We start from the raw sequence: 17,128 nt of genomic DNA on the forward strand, positions 1-17,128 counted from the left end.
GACCGCGATGTCCAAGTTAAACCCGATTCTGGCTTCCTCGGCGCACAGCGCCGAGGCTTACCGCCAGGCGATCGCGCAGAGCAGTGAAGCCGTCGTGCAGTGGCTGCAACAGCCCGAGATGTATCAGGGCAAAAGCGTTGCCGAACTGCGCGAGCGCATCCAGCTCGACTTCACCCCGCAAGGCCTGGGCAACCAGGCGGCGATCGAGCGCGCCATCGAGTACTTTTTGAAAGACAGCCTGTCGGTGCACCACCCGCAATGCGTGGCGCACCTGCACTGCCCGAGCCTGGTGATTAGCCAGGCCGCCGAAGTGCTGATCAACGCCACCAACCAAAGTATGGACTCCTGGGATCAGAGCCCGTCGGCCACGCTGATCGAAATGAAATTGATCGAGTGGCTGCGCGCCCAGGTCGGTTACCAGCCCGGCGACGCCGGGGTGTTCACCAGCGGCGGCACCCAGAGCAACCTGATGGGGCTGATGCTGGCGCGCGATGCGTTCTTCGCGCGTCAGGGCCACTCCGTGCAGCAGGACGGTCTGGTGGGCGATCTGCGCAAGCTGAAAGTGTTCTGTTCTGAAAACGCCCACTTCTCGGTGCAGAAGAACATGGCGCTGATGGGCCTCGGCTACCAGTCCGTCACCCTGGTGAAAACCGATCGCTTCGCCCGCATGGACGTGAACGATCTGGCGGACAAACTGGCGCAGGCGAAGGCCAACGGCGAGCAGGTGATGGCGATCGTCGCCACCGCCGGCACCACCGACGCCGGCGCGATCGACCCGCTGCGCGATATCGCGCGGCTGGCGGCGGAGCAGAAAATTTGGGTGCACGTGGATGCGGCCTGGGGCGGCGCGCTGCTGCTCTCCGAGCAGTACCGCGACTACCTGGACGGCCTGGAGTTGGTGGACTCCATCACCCTGGACTTCCACAAGCAGTTCTTCCAGACCATCAGCTGCGGCGCCTTCCTGCTGAAAGACGCGCGCCACTACGAGCTGATGCGCTATCAGGCGGCCTACCTGAACTCCGAGTTCGACGAGGCGCAAGGCGTGCCGAACCTGGTCTCCAAATCGCTGCAGACCACCCGCCGCTTCGATGCGTTGAAGCTGTGGATGGGGCTGGAAGCGCTGGGGCAGAAGCAATACGCCGAGATCATCGATCACGGCGTCACGCTGGCGCAACAGGTGGCGCGTTACATCGCCGACCAGGAATCGCTGGAACTGGTGATGCAGCCGCAGCTGGCCAGCGTGCTGTTCCGTTACCGTCCGGCGCAGCTGGCGGCGAAAGGCGACGCAGCGGTCGCCCTGTTCAACCAGCGCATCGGTGACGCCTTGCTGGAATCGGGCCGCGCCAACGTCGGCGTGACCGAGTTCGATGGCGTGACCTGCCTGAAAATGACGCTGCTGAACCCGATCGTGACGCTGGAAGACATCAAGCTGTTGCTGGCGCTGGTCGAGAAAACCGCGCAGCAGCTGCCGGCGTAACGTCGTCCCCCCGCCTGTAAAGCCGATAACGTTTGTTATCGGCTTTTTTATTGCCCATCAGAGAACAAGTGGCGCAGCGCTTACGCTGATATACTGAAGCAAACGCCTTCCCTTATTTCCAGCGCCACAGGATAAACGCATGACCGACCCTGATTTCAACCTGCTGATCGCGCTCGACGCGCTGCTGACGGCGGGCAGCGTTGCCGGCGCGGCGCGCCGTCTCGGTTTAAGCCCCTCGGCGATGAGCCGCACCCTCAGCCGACTGCGCGCGGCCACCGGCGATCCGCTGTTGGTGCGCGCCGGCCGTCATATGGTGCTGACGCCCTATGCCGAAACGCTGTGCGAGCGGGCGCGGCACGCGACGTTCGAAGCACGCGCTGTGTTGCGCCCGGCGCAGGGAGCATTGGATCCCGCCGCGCTGGATCGTACCTTCACGCTGCGCGCCAACGACGGCTTCGTCGAGGCCTTCGGCCCGGCGCTGATCGCCGCCGCTGCCGAACAGGCGCCGCGGGCGCGGTTGCGCTTTGCGCCCAAGCCGGAGAAAAGCGACCGCCCCCTGCGTGAAGGGCTGGTCGATCTGGAGATCGGCGTGCTGGGTGACATGGGGCCGGAAATTCGCCTGCAGGCGCTGTTCCGCGATCGCTTCGTCGGCGTGATGAGAACCGCACATCCGCTGGCGCAGCAGCGCGAGATCGGCGCCGCCGACTACGCCGCCTGCGGCCACGTGGTGGCCTCGCGCAGCGGGCGCATCCTCGGGCCGGTAGACGCCGCGCTGGCGGAGCTGGGGCTGGCACGCCATATCGCCGCCGTGGTGCCGAGCTTTCCCGCCGCGCTGGCGGTGGCGCAAGCCTCGAACCTGTTGGCGTTGCTGCCCGCCTCTTTCCTCCAGGCTCAACCTGCCGATGGCCCGCTGCGCGTCTTCGAGCTGCCGGTAAGAACGCCGCCCATCACCGTCTCGCAGATGTGGCATCCGCGTCTGGACGCCGAGGCGGATCACCGCTGGCTGCGGCAGTTGGTGTTGGCCGTCTGCCGCCAGCGGGCGTAGGCACCGCGCACCTCAAGTGACAACGTCACCAAACATTCCCTTACGGCGCCGCTCGCCCGTTTAAATCGGCCAGATAGGCGCAAAACATGTCCGCCATCGCGTCGGCATAAGCCACAATTTCCGCATCGCTGCGCGGCGTTTCGGAGAATTGCTTGCCCGCCGCCCCAAGCGTGCCGACGATCAGCTCGCCTGCCAACGTACGGACACCTTCCGCCGCATCGGGCAGCGCTTCGCCCATAAACACCTGCACGATACCCTTGCCTGTGGCCTTCGCCACCTGCGCCTCCGGCGCATCGCGGTACAACGGCGCCGCATCGTTCAGCGCCACGCGCATCTGCGCCTCTTCACATTCCGAACGGATAAATGTCTGCACCAGCAACCGTAAACGCTCGAACGGCGCAGTCTCTCTATCGGCCAGAATGCCGCTCAGCATGGCGGTGGTCTGCCGCCATTCGTCGCTTTGCAAACGAAACAGGATCGCCGCTTTATTGGGAAAATACTGATAAAGCGAACCGATACTGACGCCGGCGCGTTCAGCCACTCTAGCGGTAGTGAAACGCGCGGCGCCCTCCTGCGCCAAAACCTGAATAGCGGCGGTCAAAATGGCGGAGACCAATTCGGCGGATCGCGCCTGTTGCGGTTGTTTTCTCGAGGAAATTTGCTTACTGCGGCGTTCAGTCATAGCGGGCGGCCAATGCGAATAGTGAAATGCGAATAGTTCGTCATATTATAGCGGCACGCGCTTTCGCGCTCACTTTTTCTACGGGAGTTTTGCCATGAGTACCCTGACCACCGTGCCGTTGGCGCCGCTGCTAAGCACCCTGTTCCAGCAGGCCGCCGGCCGTTCACCGGCGCTCGCCGCCCTGTTCCGCGACGTGCCTGACGAAGAGCAAAATCGACTGATGCAGAGCAAAACCGACTATCGTGAACTCTACCATCGCCTGAAGGATTTCCCCCTGGCGGTGTCGCCGGAAACCGGCGCATTGCTGTACATGCTGGCGCGCGGTTGTCGGGCGCAAAACATCGTCGAATTCGGCACGTCGTTCGGTATTTCAACGCTGCACCTGGCCGCCGCGCTGCGCGACAACGGCGGCGGCCGGTTGATCACCTGCGAATTTGAACCGAGCAAAGCGGCGCAGGCGCGCCACAACCTGACCGAAGGCGGCGTCGTCGATCTGGTGGAGATCCGCGTGGGCGATGCCCTGGAAACGCTGCGCGACGATCTGCCGGCCACTGTCGACCTGCTGTTGCTGGACGGCGCCAAGGGGCTTTACCCCGATATCCTCGTGCTGCTGGAAAATCGTCTGCGCCCCGGCGCGCTGATCGTCGCCGACAACGCCGATTACAGCCCGGAATATCTGGCGCGCGTGCGTTCTCCGGCGTCGGGTTATCTCTCCACGCCGTTCGCGGATGACGTCGAGCTGTCGATACGCCTTTAAATCCCTCATCGCGCGGGGGTTGTTCCCCCTCGCGCGATGGGAGAACATAGCATTCACGATGCCTGACTCAGTGAAATGCCCATGACGCTTCCCCCTCTCTGGCCGGTGTTCGACGGCCATAACGATCTGCTGCTCAACCTGTGGCTACAGCATGACGACGATCCGGTCGCCGCCTTTTATTCCCGCGTCACGCCGGGCCACCTCGATTTCTCCCGCATGCAGCGCGGCGGATTCTGCGGCGGGCTGTTCGCGGTATTTATTCCCCCGGTCAGCTATATCGCCCAGATGCGTAATCAAACGCCGGAGGAGGCGCAGGCCGCCTTCGATCCGCTGGCGATCGCCGAACGGCAGATCGCTATCCTTTATCAGCTGGAACAGGCTTCCCAGGGGCGGCTGCGCATCTGCCGCACCGCCGCCGAGATAGAACAGTGCCGCCTCAACCGGCAAATGGCCGCGGTGCTGCATATCGAAGGCGCCGGCATGATCGATGCGGAGCTGACGCAGTTGGAGGCCTTCTACCGGCTGGGCGTGCGCAGCATCGGGCCATTCTGGAATCTGCCGAACGCCTTCGGCACCGGCGTCAGCGGGCCGTTCCCCGGCTCCCCCGATACCGGCCCCGGCCTGACGCCGGCCGGCGAGGCGCTGATCCGCGCCTGCAACCAGCGCCGCATCATGATCGACGTCTCGCACATGAACGAGAAAACCTTCTGGCAAACCGCCGCGCTGAGCCGAGCACCGCTGGTCGCCACCCACTCCAACGTCCACGCCCTCTGCCCGCAGCCGCGCAACCTGACCGACGCACAGCTGGAGGCCATCTCCCAGAGCGGCGGGATAGTCGGCGTCAATTTCGGCACCGCCTTCCTGCGCGCTGACGGTAAACGTGACAGTGCAACGACCGACCTAACAGAAATTGTTAAACACGTTGAGTATTTGATCGCTAAACTTGGTGAAGATCGCGTGGGATTTGGCTCTGATTTTGACGGGGTCAACGTACCGCAACCGTTGGAGGACGCCGCCGGCCTGCCGCGCCTGACGCAAGCGCTGGCGCAGGCCGGGTTCGATAACCGGCTGCTGGAGAAGCTGACCTGGCGCAACTGGCTGAACGCGCTCGCCGCCACCTGGGGTGAATAACCCGGTTACGCTTTAAAGGTTGCGATCTTCGTCACATTTCGCCAACATTGGGCCGGCCTAATGCGAAAATTTCTCATTGGGCTCGAACTATCACGATGCATGTAAAGGAGCACCGCTATGACTACCTGGACTAAACCTGAGTTTGTTGACCTGCGTCTGGGGCTGGAAGTGACGCTGTACATTTCCAACCGTTAATCGCCCGTCTGCCCGCCTTTCGCGCGGGCATTTCTTTCCTTCTTTTTCTGGTTCAGACATGCAGATAAAAGTTCTCGGCTCGGCAGCGGGCGGCGGCTTTCCCCAGTGGAATTGCAACTGCGACAACTGCCGGGGCGTTCGCAGCCACAGCATCAACGCCACGCGCCGCACGCAGTCTTCCATCGCCGTCAGCGACGACGGTAAAAACTGGGTACTGTGCAACGTTTCACCGGACATTTGCCATCAGCTGCTGGCCTCGCCCGAATTGAACAATCCCGACGTGCTGCGCGGCACCGGCATCGGCGCTATCGTGCTGACCGACAGCCAGATCGATCACTGCGCGGGCTTGCTCAATTTGCGTGAGGGCTGCCCGCATCAGGTCTGGTGCACCCCTGAAGTGCATGACGATCTCAGCACCGGCTTCCCGGTGTTTCCCATGCTCTCCCACTGGAACGGCGGGTTGATTCACCACCCGGTAACGCCCGGCGAACCTTTTCACACGGCGGTCTGCCCGAACGTACGCTTTACCGCCATTCCATTGCTCAGCAACGCGCCGCCCTATTCGCCGTACCGCGATCGCCCGCTGCCGGGCCACAATGTGGCGCTGTTCATCGAAGATATCGCGCGCGGAGCCGGTCTGCTGTACGCGCCGGGCCTCGGCGAGCCGGACGAGAACTTGATGCCCTGGCTGCGCCGGGCGGATTGCCTGCTGATCGACGGCACGCTGTGGCGCGACAACGAGCTGGCCAACGCCGGCGTGGGGCGCAATACCGGCAAGGACATGGGGCACCTGGCGCTGGCGGAAGAGCACGGGCTGGCGGCCCTGCTCAGCGCCTTGCCCGCCAAACGCAAGATCCTGATCCACATTAACAATACCAACCCGATCCTCAATGAAGACTCCGCGGAACGGCAGAGCCTGACCGCCGCCGGCATCGAAGTGAGCTGGGACGGCATGAACATCGAACTGTAGGGAATCGCCATGACGCAACCACGCCCCCTGACGCCGCAGGCATTTGAAGCGGCGCTGCGCGCCAAAGGCGCTTATTACCACATCCACCACCCGTATCACATCGCAATGCACAACGGCGAAGCGACGCGTGAGCAGATCCAGGGCTGGGTGGCCAACCGCTTCTACTACCAGACCAGCATTCCGATCAAGGATGCGGCGATCATGGCCAACTGCCCGCAGCCGGACACCCGCCGCAAATGGGTGCAGCGCATTCTGGATCACGACGGCTACGGCGGCAGCGAAGGCGGCATCGAGGCCTGGCTGCGCCTCGGCGAGGCCGTCGGCCTGCAGCGCGACGCCCTGCTTTCTGAACAGCTGGTGCTGCCCGGCGTGCGCTTTGCGGTGGACGCCTACGTCAACTTCGCGCGCCGCGCCTGCTGGCAGGAAGCCGCTTGCAGCTCGCTGACCGAACTGTTCGCGCCGCAGATCCACCAGTCGCGCCTCGACAGCTGGCCGCAACACTACCCGTGGATCGACGCCGCCGGTTACGACTATTTCCGCAGCCGCCTCGGCCAGGCCAACCGCGACGTGGAACACGGCCTGGCGCTGGCGCTGGACTATTGCGACACCGTAGAAAAACAGCAGCGCATGCTGGAAATCCTGCAGTTCAAGCTGGACATTCTGTGGAGCATGCTGGACGCCATGAGCATGGCCTACACCCTGAACCGCCCGCCTTACCACAGCGTGACCGCCGCGCGGGTCTGGCACAACCAGAGGCTGGTGTAATGACGCTGAACCCTGAACATACCCCGGTATTCCGCCGTGGCTACCGCCTGCAATGGGAGCCGGTGCAAAACAGCCACGTGATCCTCTACCCGGAAGGCATGGCCAAGCTGAACGACAGCGCCGCCGCCATCTTGCAGCTGGTCGACGGCAACACCACGCTGAATGGCATCATCGCGCAGCTGAACGCCCGCTTCCCCGGCGCCGACGGGTTGGCGGACGACGTGCTGGAGTTTTTCCAGCGCGCCTACGAACAAAAATGGGTGACCTTCCGTGACTGAACCACGTGCGCCGGCGGTGAATCCGCCCCTCTGGCTGCTGGCGGAGCTGACCTACCGCTGCCCGCTGCAGTGTCCGTACTGCTCCAACCCGCTCGATTTTGCCGCGCAGGAAAAAGAGCTGACCACCGCGCAGTGGATCGAGGTGTTTCGCCAGGCGCGGGCGATGGGCAGCGTGCAGCTCGGCTTCTCCGGCGGCGAGCCGCTGGTGCGTAAAGACCTGCCCGAGCTGATCGCCGCCGCGCGCGATCTCGGGTTTTACACCAACCTGATCACCTCCGGCATCGGCCTGACCGAGAAGAAACTGCAAACCTTCGCCGACGCCGGGCTGGATCATATTCAGATCAGTTTTCAGGCCAGCGACGAAACGTTGAACGCCGCGCTGGCGGGCTCCGCCAGGGCGTTTCAGCAGAAGCTGGCGATGGCCAGGGCAGTCAAGGCGCTCGGCTATCCGATGGTGCTCAACTTCGTGTTGCATCGCCATAATATTGGCCAGATCGACCGCATCATCGAACTGGCGATCCAGCTGGATGCCGACGACGTCGAGCTGGCGACCTGCCAGTTCTACGGCTGGGCGCACCTGAACCGCGAAGGGCTGCTGCCGACCCGCGAACAGATCGCCGAGGCAGAAGCGGTGGTGAAACGCTATCGCGAGCGCATGGCCGCCGACGGCAAACTGGCCAACCTGCTGTTCGTCACGCCGGATTACTACGAGGAGCGGCCTAAAGGCTGCATGGGCGGTTGGGGCGCCATCTTCATGAGCGTGACGCCGGAAGGCATGGCGTTACCCTGCCACAGCGCCCGTCAGTTACCGATTACGTTTCCGTCGGTGCTGGAGCACGATCTGCAGCATATCTGGTACCACTCCTTCGGCTTTAACCGCTATCGCGGCTATGACTGGATGCCGGAGCCCTGCCGGTCCTGTTCGGAGAAAGAGCAAGACTACGGCGGCTGCCGCTGCCAGGCGTTCATGCTGACCGGCAACGCCGACAACGCCGACCCGGTGTGCGGCAAATCGCCGCATCACGGCACCATTCTGGCGGCGCGTGAAGCGGCGAATCGCTCGCAGATCGGTATCGATCAGCTGCGCTTTCGCAATCAGACCAACTCCCGACTGATCTTCAAGGGCTGACGATGACACTCGCCGCTTCGTGGCAGCTCGATAACGGTTTGGCCGTCAGGGCGATAAGCACCCCGGCCGCTGAGGGCGCCGCCGCACTGGTGTGCATCGAAGCGGGCAGCTTTCAGGCGCCTGCCGCCTGGCCCGGCCTGGCGCATCTGCTGGAGCATATGCTGTTTCGCGGCAGCGCGAACTTCAGCGCGCAAGATGGGCTGATGGGCTGGACGCAGGCGGCCGGCGGCCGGCTAAACGCCACCACCCAGGCCACGCAAACCGCGTTTTTCTTTGAAGTGGGCGCTGCCCCTCTGGCGGAGGGGTTGGCTCGGCTGAGCGATATGCTCGCCGCCCCGCAGCTGGCGGCTGAGGCAATCGCCCAGGAGATCGAGGTCATCGACGCCGAATACCGCCTGCTGCGCGCCGACGGTGAAACCCGCTGCGAAGCGGCGCAGCGGCAGATGTTCAGCGGATTTGACGCGCTGCATCGCTTTCATATCGGCAGCCGCGCCGCTTTCGGCAGCGATATTTCCGCATTGCAGCAGGCGTTGCGGCAGTTTCACCACCACTATTACCGCGCACCGAACATGACGCTGTGGCTGCAAGGCCCGCAATCGCTCGAGCAGCTGCATGCGCTGGCACAGCGCTACGGTGGCGGCTTGCCGTCGGGCAGCGCCACGCCGCCCGAGACATTGCCGCCGCTGGCCGCCGGACAAGATTACACGCTGTCTCTTCCCGGCGCGCCGCAGCTGCGGCTGGTGTTTGCCCTGCCGCACTGCCGTTCACGCGGCTGGCTGCGACGGCTTGAGCGTTTATTGCTGGACGATGCCCCAGGCGGGCTGCTGGCACGGCTGCGCGCGCACGCGTGGGGTGACGCCGTTCGTCTGGATTATGCCCGCTGCGGCGAAAACAGCGCCCTGCTGAGTTTTATTTTCACCGTCAATCACGGCTCGGCGTCTGAGGCCGCCCATATCGAAAGCGCCTTGCTAGCATGGCTGCAGGCCCTGAACGCGCTGACACCGGGCCAGCTCGAGCATTTCGGGCAACTGGCGAACCGCGATTTTCACCGTTTGGCGCCGCTCGATCAGCTGCGGGCCAGGGCATTGGGGCTGCCGCCGACGGAACAGCATGACGACTGGACACGGCAACTCGCTATGCTGATGGCAGCGCCGCGCCGCCGCCTGGCCGTGCTGCCCGAGGGGGGCGGTGAAACGCGCGAAATCCAAGGGCTGCCGCTGACCCTTGGCCCCTTCGTCGGCGCCGCGCTGACGCCTACAGCGGAGCCTTTCCGCTTTTTCTCCGCTTCGGCGGCGCTGCCGATACCGCCCTTGCCGGCCGGCCAGGCGCCGCTGCAGCATCTACGTTCCGGCGAGGCGCAGCCGGTGCTGTTGCTGCGCCCATCGTCGCATGGCTCACTCAGCGAAGAACAGGCCTGTGGTTTGCAGGCGGCATTGCGCCCCGGAGCGGCCGAGTTAGCGCATCGGGAGGGACATTTAAGCGTCGAACGCCACCAGGGTGTGTGGCTGCTGCAGCTGGCGGGCAGCCACGGGCTGATCTGCCACGGCCTGAACGTCGTGAACCGGGCCCTGGCGGCGCAGCCGCCGGCCATCATCAACGAAGCGGCGAGAAACCTGCGCCACGCGCAGTTAAAACAACAAAACGATATCGCCATTCGCCGCCTGTTAGCCCAATTGCCGGCGGCGTTGAACGTCTCTACGGCAACCGCGCCATACTGGCATGCCACCCTGGTCGGCGGCGATGTCGAGTTAAAACGGCGGCTGTCACATTTGCTGTATGACTTCCCCTACGCCATAACGGCTGAGCCGCAAACGCCGCCGCGTTTACATCCTCCTGTCACGCTGACGGAAAGCGGCGCCGAACACGCCTTGCTGCAGTTTTACCCGCTGCAAAGCGATGAAGCCGAAGGCCGCTGGGCGCTGCGCGTGCTGGCCCGGCTTTACGCGCCGCGCTATTTTCAGCGGCTGCGCGTGGAACGCAACGTGGGCTACGTGGTGCAATGTGCCTTCCACCGCTGCACCCATGTCGAAGGCCTGCTGTTCGCGCTGCAATCCCCGACGTTCACCGCGGAACAGCTGCGGCAGTTAACCGACGAATTCTTGCAGCAGATGCATCATGAGCTGACGCACGTTAGCGTTGGTGAGCTGGAGCAAACACAGCAGGCGCTGCAACAAAACTTGCAACGCCTCAGCGCCGAGCCGTTGCAACGCGCGCGGGAGATTGCGTTGGAAAATCGCGCGACCATTGCTGCCGCTGCGCCAATCACGCTGACACAACTGTTGTACTGGCAGCAGCGGCTGTTCGTTGCCGGCTGATATTGCGCCGGTGTCCACCCGACGCAATAAACGCAGCAAGACAACGAATAACCAAGGGAACGATATCTCAGAAAATCGTGAGCGGAGCGACGTGAAACCTGATGACCGCGTTCAGAAGCGCCGGCCGAGGCCGAGGGATAAGAAGGCGTTGTTGGCTAGTTATTTCTCTTCAAGATCTTCCCTGTCTCAGCCCAGATTTGACTACGGTAATGATCGTCTTCCTGAGAGAAGAAAAGTACGGTTAGCCCATCCTTGTCCAACAGCGCAATGCCATCGGGGGCGGGACGCCATGCGGCAGGCTCTTGCGGCAATACGTCGGGCGTGCAATCAGACAAGAATTTCAGACTATAGCCGCCGGCCGATTCCACACTCTCCGTGTTGAGCTGCACAACACAAGATTTTGATTTATCACTGACCGTCCACTGCCCGGATAGCGTTTCGGCGGAAGGTAAAACCAGGCTGCTTGCCATAGAGACTCCTGAAAACAAGAATATTATTCCGACAAGAATAAATTTATACATAGGTGGCCCATGTGAAACGGTGGGCATCATCGCCCACCGTTGCCATTTTAAACGATAAAATCAACAGCGACGTCAGCCTGTCCAACGATGTGCACCAGGAAGTCTGGATTTGCACCGCCCTGGATGTTGAAGGCCAATTCACTCAGATTGTTCTGGCTATCATAGGACAATAGCGCCTCACCGGCCTGCCCGCTGAAATGATCGACGAACTGAATGAAATCACTGCCTTTATCGCCTTGGTTGAAGAAGGACAGATCGATCTTGTCCTTGCCTGACTCAAAGTCCCAAATTGTATCAGGTGCCTGAACAGGCGAGTCATTAAGATCAGAGAAGACAAAAATGTCATTACCGTCTCCTCCCCATAATTGATCCTGACCAGCCCCGCCGTAAATAACATCATTGCCGGCGCCGCCTTTGAGCGTATTGTCTGCGTGATTCCCAACGATGATGTCATTACCTGAGCCCCCTATCGCGTTTTCGATGGTGACACCGGCAGCGATGGAAACATTCCCTTTTAATCCCCCGACGTCGGAGAAAGCGCCTTCGTTCAAGTTGATACGTTGATTTTGGCTATACCCCGAGAAATCAAGGGTATCATTACCACCTGCATCCCAGACAGACATCACCAGCTTGTCGTGGCTGCCCTTGAGTGTATAGAAGTCTCGGTCTGTATTTGAATTAAACCCGTAAACGGTGTCGCCGGTTCGGGTGGTCATGTTGGCACCGTAAAGATGTTGGATGGCCGCGATATCATCAACCAACGGTGCAGCGGCATAGTAGTGGCCATGATCCGCATCGGTAATGGATTCATTCCAGTAACTCATTACGCTAAACTGCCGGGTATCTTCGGCGTAAACTGCCTTGGTATAATTTGGGCTTCCTTGCCCCGCATTATACGTTCCCGGATGATCTAACCCGAGAGTATGGCCAACTTCGTGGGTAATGGTTAAACGGCCGTAATTACCCAGCTCAGGGTGCAAGTTTTCAGAATGGTTCTTAATATTATACCAACTTTGCCCATCAGAATTGTATCCTCTGTAGTCATTGCCATTATATGAGAATGGTTTCAAGGCATACGCTTGCCCTTTCCCCTCATAATTCCCAAAAGTAATATTGGAAGGTTGATCCGATGCCACTTTGACAAACTTTAGGTTGGCAACATCGGCCCAGGATTGCAAAGATAACTTCGCCTGTTCTTGTTGATGTTGCGTGAACGCACTTAGCCCCGTATCGCGTTCTGAGGAGCGGTGGCCCAGGTTCAGTTCGTTATATTCCCAATCCGGGAAGGAATAGGTCACCGTCGCATCTTTGCCCGTGACGTGAACGCCATTCCAGGTTTTATCGCTGCGCGCTATCTGCAACCCCGCATCATTTATGTCATAGGACGGTTTATTATTGATCGTCAAACCATTCCCGCGCTCATGGTAGTGAATAAGATCGTTAACACTGTCCCAACCTGTTTTGTTTCCATTCATGGTATTACCCATAGCTTTCTCCACAAAGAAGCTAGTATTAATATGACATCCGAAATGTCTCTTGGGGTTAATCAAAGTCCTGAGAATAGCGATAACCCGATACGCCCCATTCTTTTTGCCAATTCCTTTACACCCAGAGAGTAAATTTAATTTTAACCGCCCGAGGCCTCCTTACCCATGATTGAGAACGTATGCAACTCCGTGAGATCGCGATATATCCGCGAAAAATGCGTGGAAATAATAGACCGCCTTGATCCGGCCATGGCTTAATACCGAGATCTGCTGGTTGAGGCTAAGTGAAGATGCCGCCCAAGAGGCTTGATGACAGCGGCCGTTCGATACATTGTCTCGTTGCCAGAGACCACAGCAGACGTGGTCTCGTGTTATGAACGTTGCCTGTCATCCGAACCGCTACCTGGGGATCATTACGTGAATGCATTTGCGACACCATCCAGTTTTGCTAATGATTATCATTCGCGAGGCTATCTCACACGTCAGCAAAGTGTCAACAGATGAAACAAAACATTTCTTGATTTATATCATCACTTTTCTCGTCATCGCCCGGGAACCGTGCTTTGGCGCCTGTTAAAACGTGCATGAAATGGTGAGCATCACCGCCATAAGCGAGGATTTCTTCAGCATTGGTGCATAGCGCAAGCAAAATGCCGAGCGCAACAACAGCATGGCAGCTAAACATTTCGCCACATTGAAACATCAATATTGATTACTTTTTCAGACAGTAAAACATCGTGGTCGGAGCACTTATTTTTCGATGCAATATAAGAGGGGCTTATAAATAACAGGAGTATTCCTAATGCGTTCTTGCGTAATCTATTTCATGCTACCAGGCTGGTTCTTAGCCGCGCCCGCTGGCTATTCCCATTTTCATTGGCAATGACTATATTGAAAGAGGCTCTGCTATAGAGCAAGAATATGGGTAATTTTCCGAGGAAATACCGCATGACCCTGTTGCCCAAGCAGAGTAATAACAAAAATCCGATTGATCTCTATAGCGAAATCGTAGACGACTTGCCGGGTCTGATTTGCTTCGGCAACCGCCTTGGCGGTTACTTCAATAAGCAGTGGCGCGACTATACCGGCGCCATCGCCGGTGAGCACGCCGCCGCAGACTGGCTCGATGCACTGCATCCCGACGACCGCGATCGCCTGGCCGCGCAATGGCGCCAGGCGATCGTTGCCCTCTCCTCGTTCGCCGGCGAAGCCCGTCTGCGCGAGCGCAGCGGCGCCTACCGGTGGTTTATGCTGGCGTTTAACGCCCGTCAGGACGGCATGGCGCAGGAGCCCAGCTGGTACCTCACCGCCACCGACATCCATCCGCAAATGCTGCAACGCCAGCAAAACGTTCAGGCGCTCTCTATCCAGCAAGACATGCTGGACGCCAGCGTCGACTGCATCAAAGTGATCAATCACGACGGCACGCTGCGCCACATGAATCGCTCCGGCAGCCTGGCGCTCGGTCTTGATCCGGCGCAAAAAGAGTTTGGCATGCCCTGGCTGGGGCTGCTGTCCCCCGAGATCCGTCGCCGCGGCAGCAAGGCGCTACGCAACGTCAGAGCCGGAAAAAATGCGCGCTTCACCGGATTGAGCGTGACGCCGCAGGGTAAAAAACAGCACTGGGACAACATTCTCACACCGGTCAGCGATGAACACGGCGCCGTGGCCGAGATCTTGTGCGTCTCGCGCGACGTGACGTCGCAACGCGTGATGGAACAACGTCTGTTGCTCGCCAGCGAATATGACGAATTGACCGGCCTGCCCAACCGGCGCTTATTCAAGAAAAAGCTGAAGCAAGAGATGAAACGCGCCCTGCACGGCAAAAAGTCGCTTGGGCTGATGCTGCTGGATCTTGACCACTTCAAGCTGGTGAACGACACGCTGGGCCACGCGGCGGGCGACCATCTGCTGCGGATCTTGGGTAAAAGGCTCAGCGCCTGCATGAATGCGCATTCGTTCGTCTCCCGCCTCGGCGGCGACGAGTTCGCCGTGGTGATCAGCGATGTCGAAAACGAGCAGGATATTTTCCGCATCGCCAACAAGTTTCTGCTGCAGTTGGAGACGCCGATCACCCACGGCGGCAAGACGCTGCATTGCGGCATGAGCATCGGCGGCGCCATCTATCCCAAAGACGCTCGCGACGCTTCGGAGCTGATGAAATGTGCCGATACCGCGCTGTATGAACTGAAAGACGGCGGCCGCGGCGGCGTCTACATGTTCGATCGCAAGATGATGGACAAAGCCCGCGCCCGCGCCAGCCAGCTCAACTACGCGCGCCAGATCGTACGCGACAACTGCATCCGCCCCAGCTACCAACCGAAAGTCTGCCTGATCGACGGCAGCATTGTCGGCTTTGAAGCGCTGCTGCGCTGGCACTGCCCGCAAAACGGCGTACAGCTGCCGGCGACGGTAAGCGAGGCGTTCAACGACTACGAATTGGCAACCAAGATCAGCGAAGCCATGCAGCTGAAAGTCTTCGCCGATATCGCCCGCTGGCGCGCGGCCGGCGTGGCGGTACGGCCTATTTCGCTGAATGTGTCGCCGATCGAGTTTTTACGCGACAACTACGCCGAAACCTTCCTGCAACGTCTGCTGAAGTTCCACATTCCCCATCACCTGATCGAACTGGAAGTGACCGAACACGCGTTCAACAAGCACGGTTCGAAATACGTACTGCGCGCGCTGCAAATGCTCAAAGAGATGGGTATCCGCATCGCGCTGGACGACTTTGGCACCGGCCACTCCTCATTCAGCCATATCATGGATTACCCGCTGGACTGCATTAAACTGGACTGCGACTTTATTCAACGCATGAACACCGAACCGGCGATCCTGGCGATCGTGGAAAGCATCGGCATTCTCGGTCAAAAACTGTCGATCGATATCATCGCCGAAGGCGTAGAAACCGAGCAGCAGCGCCAAACGCTGTGCGAAGCCGGTTTCCATATCGGCCAGGGTTTTCTGTTCAGCCCGGCGGTGGAGTCCCAGCAGGTGCCCGAGTTGCTGCAGGCTATGCCGCAGTTTGTCGAGGGCCGCTAAGCGCCCTGCCGTTCGCCGAACGGCGCCAGCTTCATGCCGACCAGCGTCACCACGCAGATGATCGCCCCGGCGTAAAAGGTGGAGGCGGAACCGAACAGTTCCCACAGGGTTCCGGCGCAGAGACTCGCCAGCAGCAATGCCACGCCACCGATCAGATTGAACATGCCGAACGCGGTGCCGCGCAGGTGCGCCGGCGCAGTGTGCGCCACCATCGCCGCCAACAGTCCCTGCGTCATGCCCATGTGCACGCCCCACAGCGCCACGCCAAACAGCACCCCGCCCCAATGATCGCTCAGCGCCAATACCAGATCGGCGGCGATCAGCACCAGCAGCCCGGCTTTCAGCAATCCTTCATGGCTCATGCGGTCGGACAATTTACCGAACGGATAGGCCGAACAGGCGTAGACCAGATTCATGGCGACCATCACCAGCGGGATCAGCGCCAGCGGCGTGCCGCCCTGCTGCGCCTTCAACACCAGGAACGCTTCACTGAAACGCGCCAGCGTAAAGATCGCGCCGATGCTCACCACCCACCAATAGCTGCGCCCCAGCAGCCGCAGGTTGGCGCGGGTGATCGGGTTGGTGCGCTTGTGGATTATCGCGGTGGCCGGCTCTTTCAGGCCGAAAAACAGCAGCGCAATCGCCAGCGCCGCCGGGATCGCCGCCACCCAGAAGATGGCGCGAAAATCGTTGTGCCACAGCAGCATCAGGCCGACGGCCAGCAGCGGCCCTAAAAAGGCACCGACGGTATCCAGCGACTGGCGTAGCCCGAAAGCCGCGCCGCGGATCTCCGGCGGCGTCACGTCGGCCACCAGGGCATCGCGCGGCGCCCCGCGGATGCCTTTGCCCACGCGATCCAGCAGGCGCGCGCTCATCACCATGCCGGACGACGACGCGATGGCGAAAAACGGTTTGCTGATGGCGCCCAGCCCGTAGCCCAGCAGCGCCAGCCCCTTGCGTTTGCCGAGGTAATCGCTGAGCACGCCGGAGAACACCTTGACGATCAACGCCGTCGCCTCCGCCAGCCCTTCGATCAACCCGATGACGATCACGCTGGCACCGAGCGTCGTCGCCATAAACAGCGGCAACAGGCTATGGATCATCTCCGAGGAAACGTCCATCAGCAGGCTCACGCCACCCAATACCCACACGCCGCGCGGTATGCGGCCCAACGTAGCGAAACGCGACGACATGGTGCATCCTCGATCGATTCAGCGCCGCCAGAGGCGCCTCATGATTTTTCCAAGATTGGTTAGTTGATTTTGTTCGTTCACAGATCTGCCGCCTTTAGAGATAGTGCAACGACCGTGTGACACCCATAATAATGAAGGTAA

The 17,128-nt window shown here is 60.5% G+C and carries 15 protein-coding genes; 11 read left to right on the plus strand and 4 right to left on the minus strand.

Translation table 11 applies throughout. The features are described from left to right. Positions 1-7: 7 nt before the first annotated feature. Positions 8-1,477 (plus strand): pyridoxal phosphate-dependent decarboxylase family protein, encoded by a 1,470-nt coding sequence (locus AC2CGQ_RS07420; protein ID WP_031299643.1) that lies wholly within the window; start codon positions 8-10, stop codon positions 1,475-1,477. A gap of 139 nt (positions 1,478-1,616) precedes the next feature. Beyond that, positions 1,617-2,522: a LysR family transcriptional regulator gene (locus AC2CGQ_RS07425; protein WP_261438161.1), complete on the plus strand. Its 906-nt coding sequence runs from the start codon at positions 1,617-1,619 to the stop codon at positions 2,520-2,522. A 40-nt stretch (positions 2,523-2,562) separates the two neighbouring features. Here AC2CGQ_RS07425 and AC2CGQ_RS07430 read toward each other — a convergent pair whose 3' ends face one another. After that, the gene (locus tag AC2CGQ_RS07430; protein WP_076741258.1) at positions 2,563-3,204 is read right to left on the minus strand and encodes a TetR/AcrR family transcriptional regulator; all 642 of its coding nucleotides are present in this window, start codon (positions 3,202-3,204) and stop codon (positions 2,563-2,565) included. Between the two features lie 94 nt (positions 3,205-3,298). On the opposite strand from AC2CGQ_RS07430, the gene AC2CGQ_RS07435 reads away from it, so the two are divergent. From AC2CGQ_RS07435 to pqqF, 8 genes are all read left to right on the plus strand, one after another. Further along, on the plus strand, positions 3,299-3,961 hold the full coding sequence (locus AC2CGQ_RS07435; protein WP_118892039.1) for an O-methyltransferase: 663 nt from the start codon (positions 3,299-3,301) through the stop codon (positions 3,959-3,961). Between the two features lie 81 nt (positions 3,962-4,042). Next, the gene (locus AC2CGQ_RS07440; RefSeq protein WP_015377866.1) at positions 4,043-5,092 is read left to right on the plus strand and encodes a dipeptidase; all 1,050 of its coding nucleotides are present in this window, start codon (positions 4,043-4,045) and stop codon (positions 5,090-5,092) included. A gap of 117 nt (positions 5,093-5,209) precedes the next feature. After that, positions 5,210-5,287, plus strand: a complete 78-nt coding sequence (gene pqqA, locus AC2CGQ_RS07445; RefSeq protein WP_004937827.1) for a pyrroloquinoline quinone precursor peptide PqqA — start codon at positions 5,210-5,212, stop codon at positions 5,285-5,287. 58 nt (positions 5,288-5,345) lie between these two features. Then, positions 5,346-6,257, plus strand: coding sequence for a pyrroloquinoline quinone biosynthesis protein PqqB (gene pqqB / locus AC2CGQ_RS07450; protein WP_484593542.1), 912 nt, complete (start codon positions 5,346-5,348; stop codon positions 6,255-6,257). Between the two features lie 9 nt (positions 6,258-6,266). Then, entirely contained in the window at positions 6,267-7,022 is a 756-nt protein-coding gene (pqqC, locus tag AC2CGQ_RS07455) for a pyrroloquinoline-quinone synthase PqqC (protein WP_015376769.1), read from the plus strand. Then, positions 7,022-7,300, plus strand: coding sequence for a pyrroloquinoline quinone biosynthesis peptide chaperone PqqD (gene pqqD / locus AC2CGQ_RS07460; RefSeq protein WP_015376770.1), 279 nt, complete (start codon positions 7,022-7,024; stop codon positions 7,298-7,300). The genes pqqC and pqqD overlap by 1 nt, the downstream gene beginning before the upstream one ends. Continuing rightward, positions 7,293-8,429, plus strand: a complete 1,137-nt coding sequence (gene pqqE, locus AC2CGQ_RS07465) for a pyrroloquinoline quinone biosynthesis protein PqqE (RefSeq protein WP_033634064.1) — start codon at positions 7,293-7,295, stop codon at positions 8,427-8,429. The genes pqqD and pqqE overlap by 8 nt, the downstream gene beginning before the upstream one ends. Positions 8,430-8,431: 2 nt before the next feature. Continuing rightward, entirely contained in the window at positions 8,432-10,744 is a 2,313-nt protein-coding gene (gene pqqF, locus AC2CGQ_RS07470; RefSeq protein ID WP_484593543.1) for a pyrroloquinoline quinone biosynthesis protein PqqF, read from the plus strand. A gap of 155 nt (positions 10,745-10,899) precedes the next feature. On the opposite strand, the gene AC2CGQ_RS07475 is transcribed toward pqqF, so the two are convergent. Further along, the gene (locus tag AC2CGQ_RS07475) at positions 10,900-11,214 is read right to left on the minus strand and encodes an AprI/Inh family metalloprotease inhibitor (RefSeq protein ID WP_099982542.1); all 315 of its coding nucleotides are present in this window, start codon (positions 11,212-11,214) and stop codon (positions 10,900-10,902) included. Positions 11,215-11,312: 98 nt separating this feature from the next. Continuing rightward, positions 11,313-12,752, minus strand: coding sequence for a serralysin family metalloprotease (locus AC2CGQ_RS07480; RefSeq protein ID WP_099982543.1), 1,440 nt, complete (start codon positions 12,750-12,752; stop codon positions 11,313-11,315). A 948-nt stretch (positions 12,753-13,700) separates the two neighbouring features. Between AC2CGQ_RS07480 and AC2CGQ_RS07485 the strand changes: the two genes are divergently transcribed. After that, positions 13,701-15,794, plus strand: coding sequence for a putative bifunctional diguanylate cyclase/phosphodiesterase (locus AC2CGQ_RS07485; RefSeq protein WP_484593544.1), 2,094 nt, complete (start codon positions 13,701-13,703; stop codon positions 15,792-15,794). Here AC2CGQ_RS07485 and AC2CGQ_RS07490 read toward each other — a convergent pair. Then, positions 15,791-16,987 (minus strand): MFS transporter, encoded by a 1,197-nt coding sequence (locus AC2CGQ_RS07490; RefSeq protein WP_484593545.1) that lies wholly within the window; start codon positions 16,985-16,987, stop codon positions 15,791-15,793. The two genes, AC2CGQ_RS07485 and AC2CGQ_RS07490, sit on opposite strands and share 4 nt — an antisense overlap. Positions 16,988-17,128 lie beyond the last annotated feature (141 nt).

It is taken from the genome of Serratia sp. DFXYC6, from assembly GCF_057196085.1.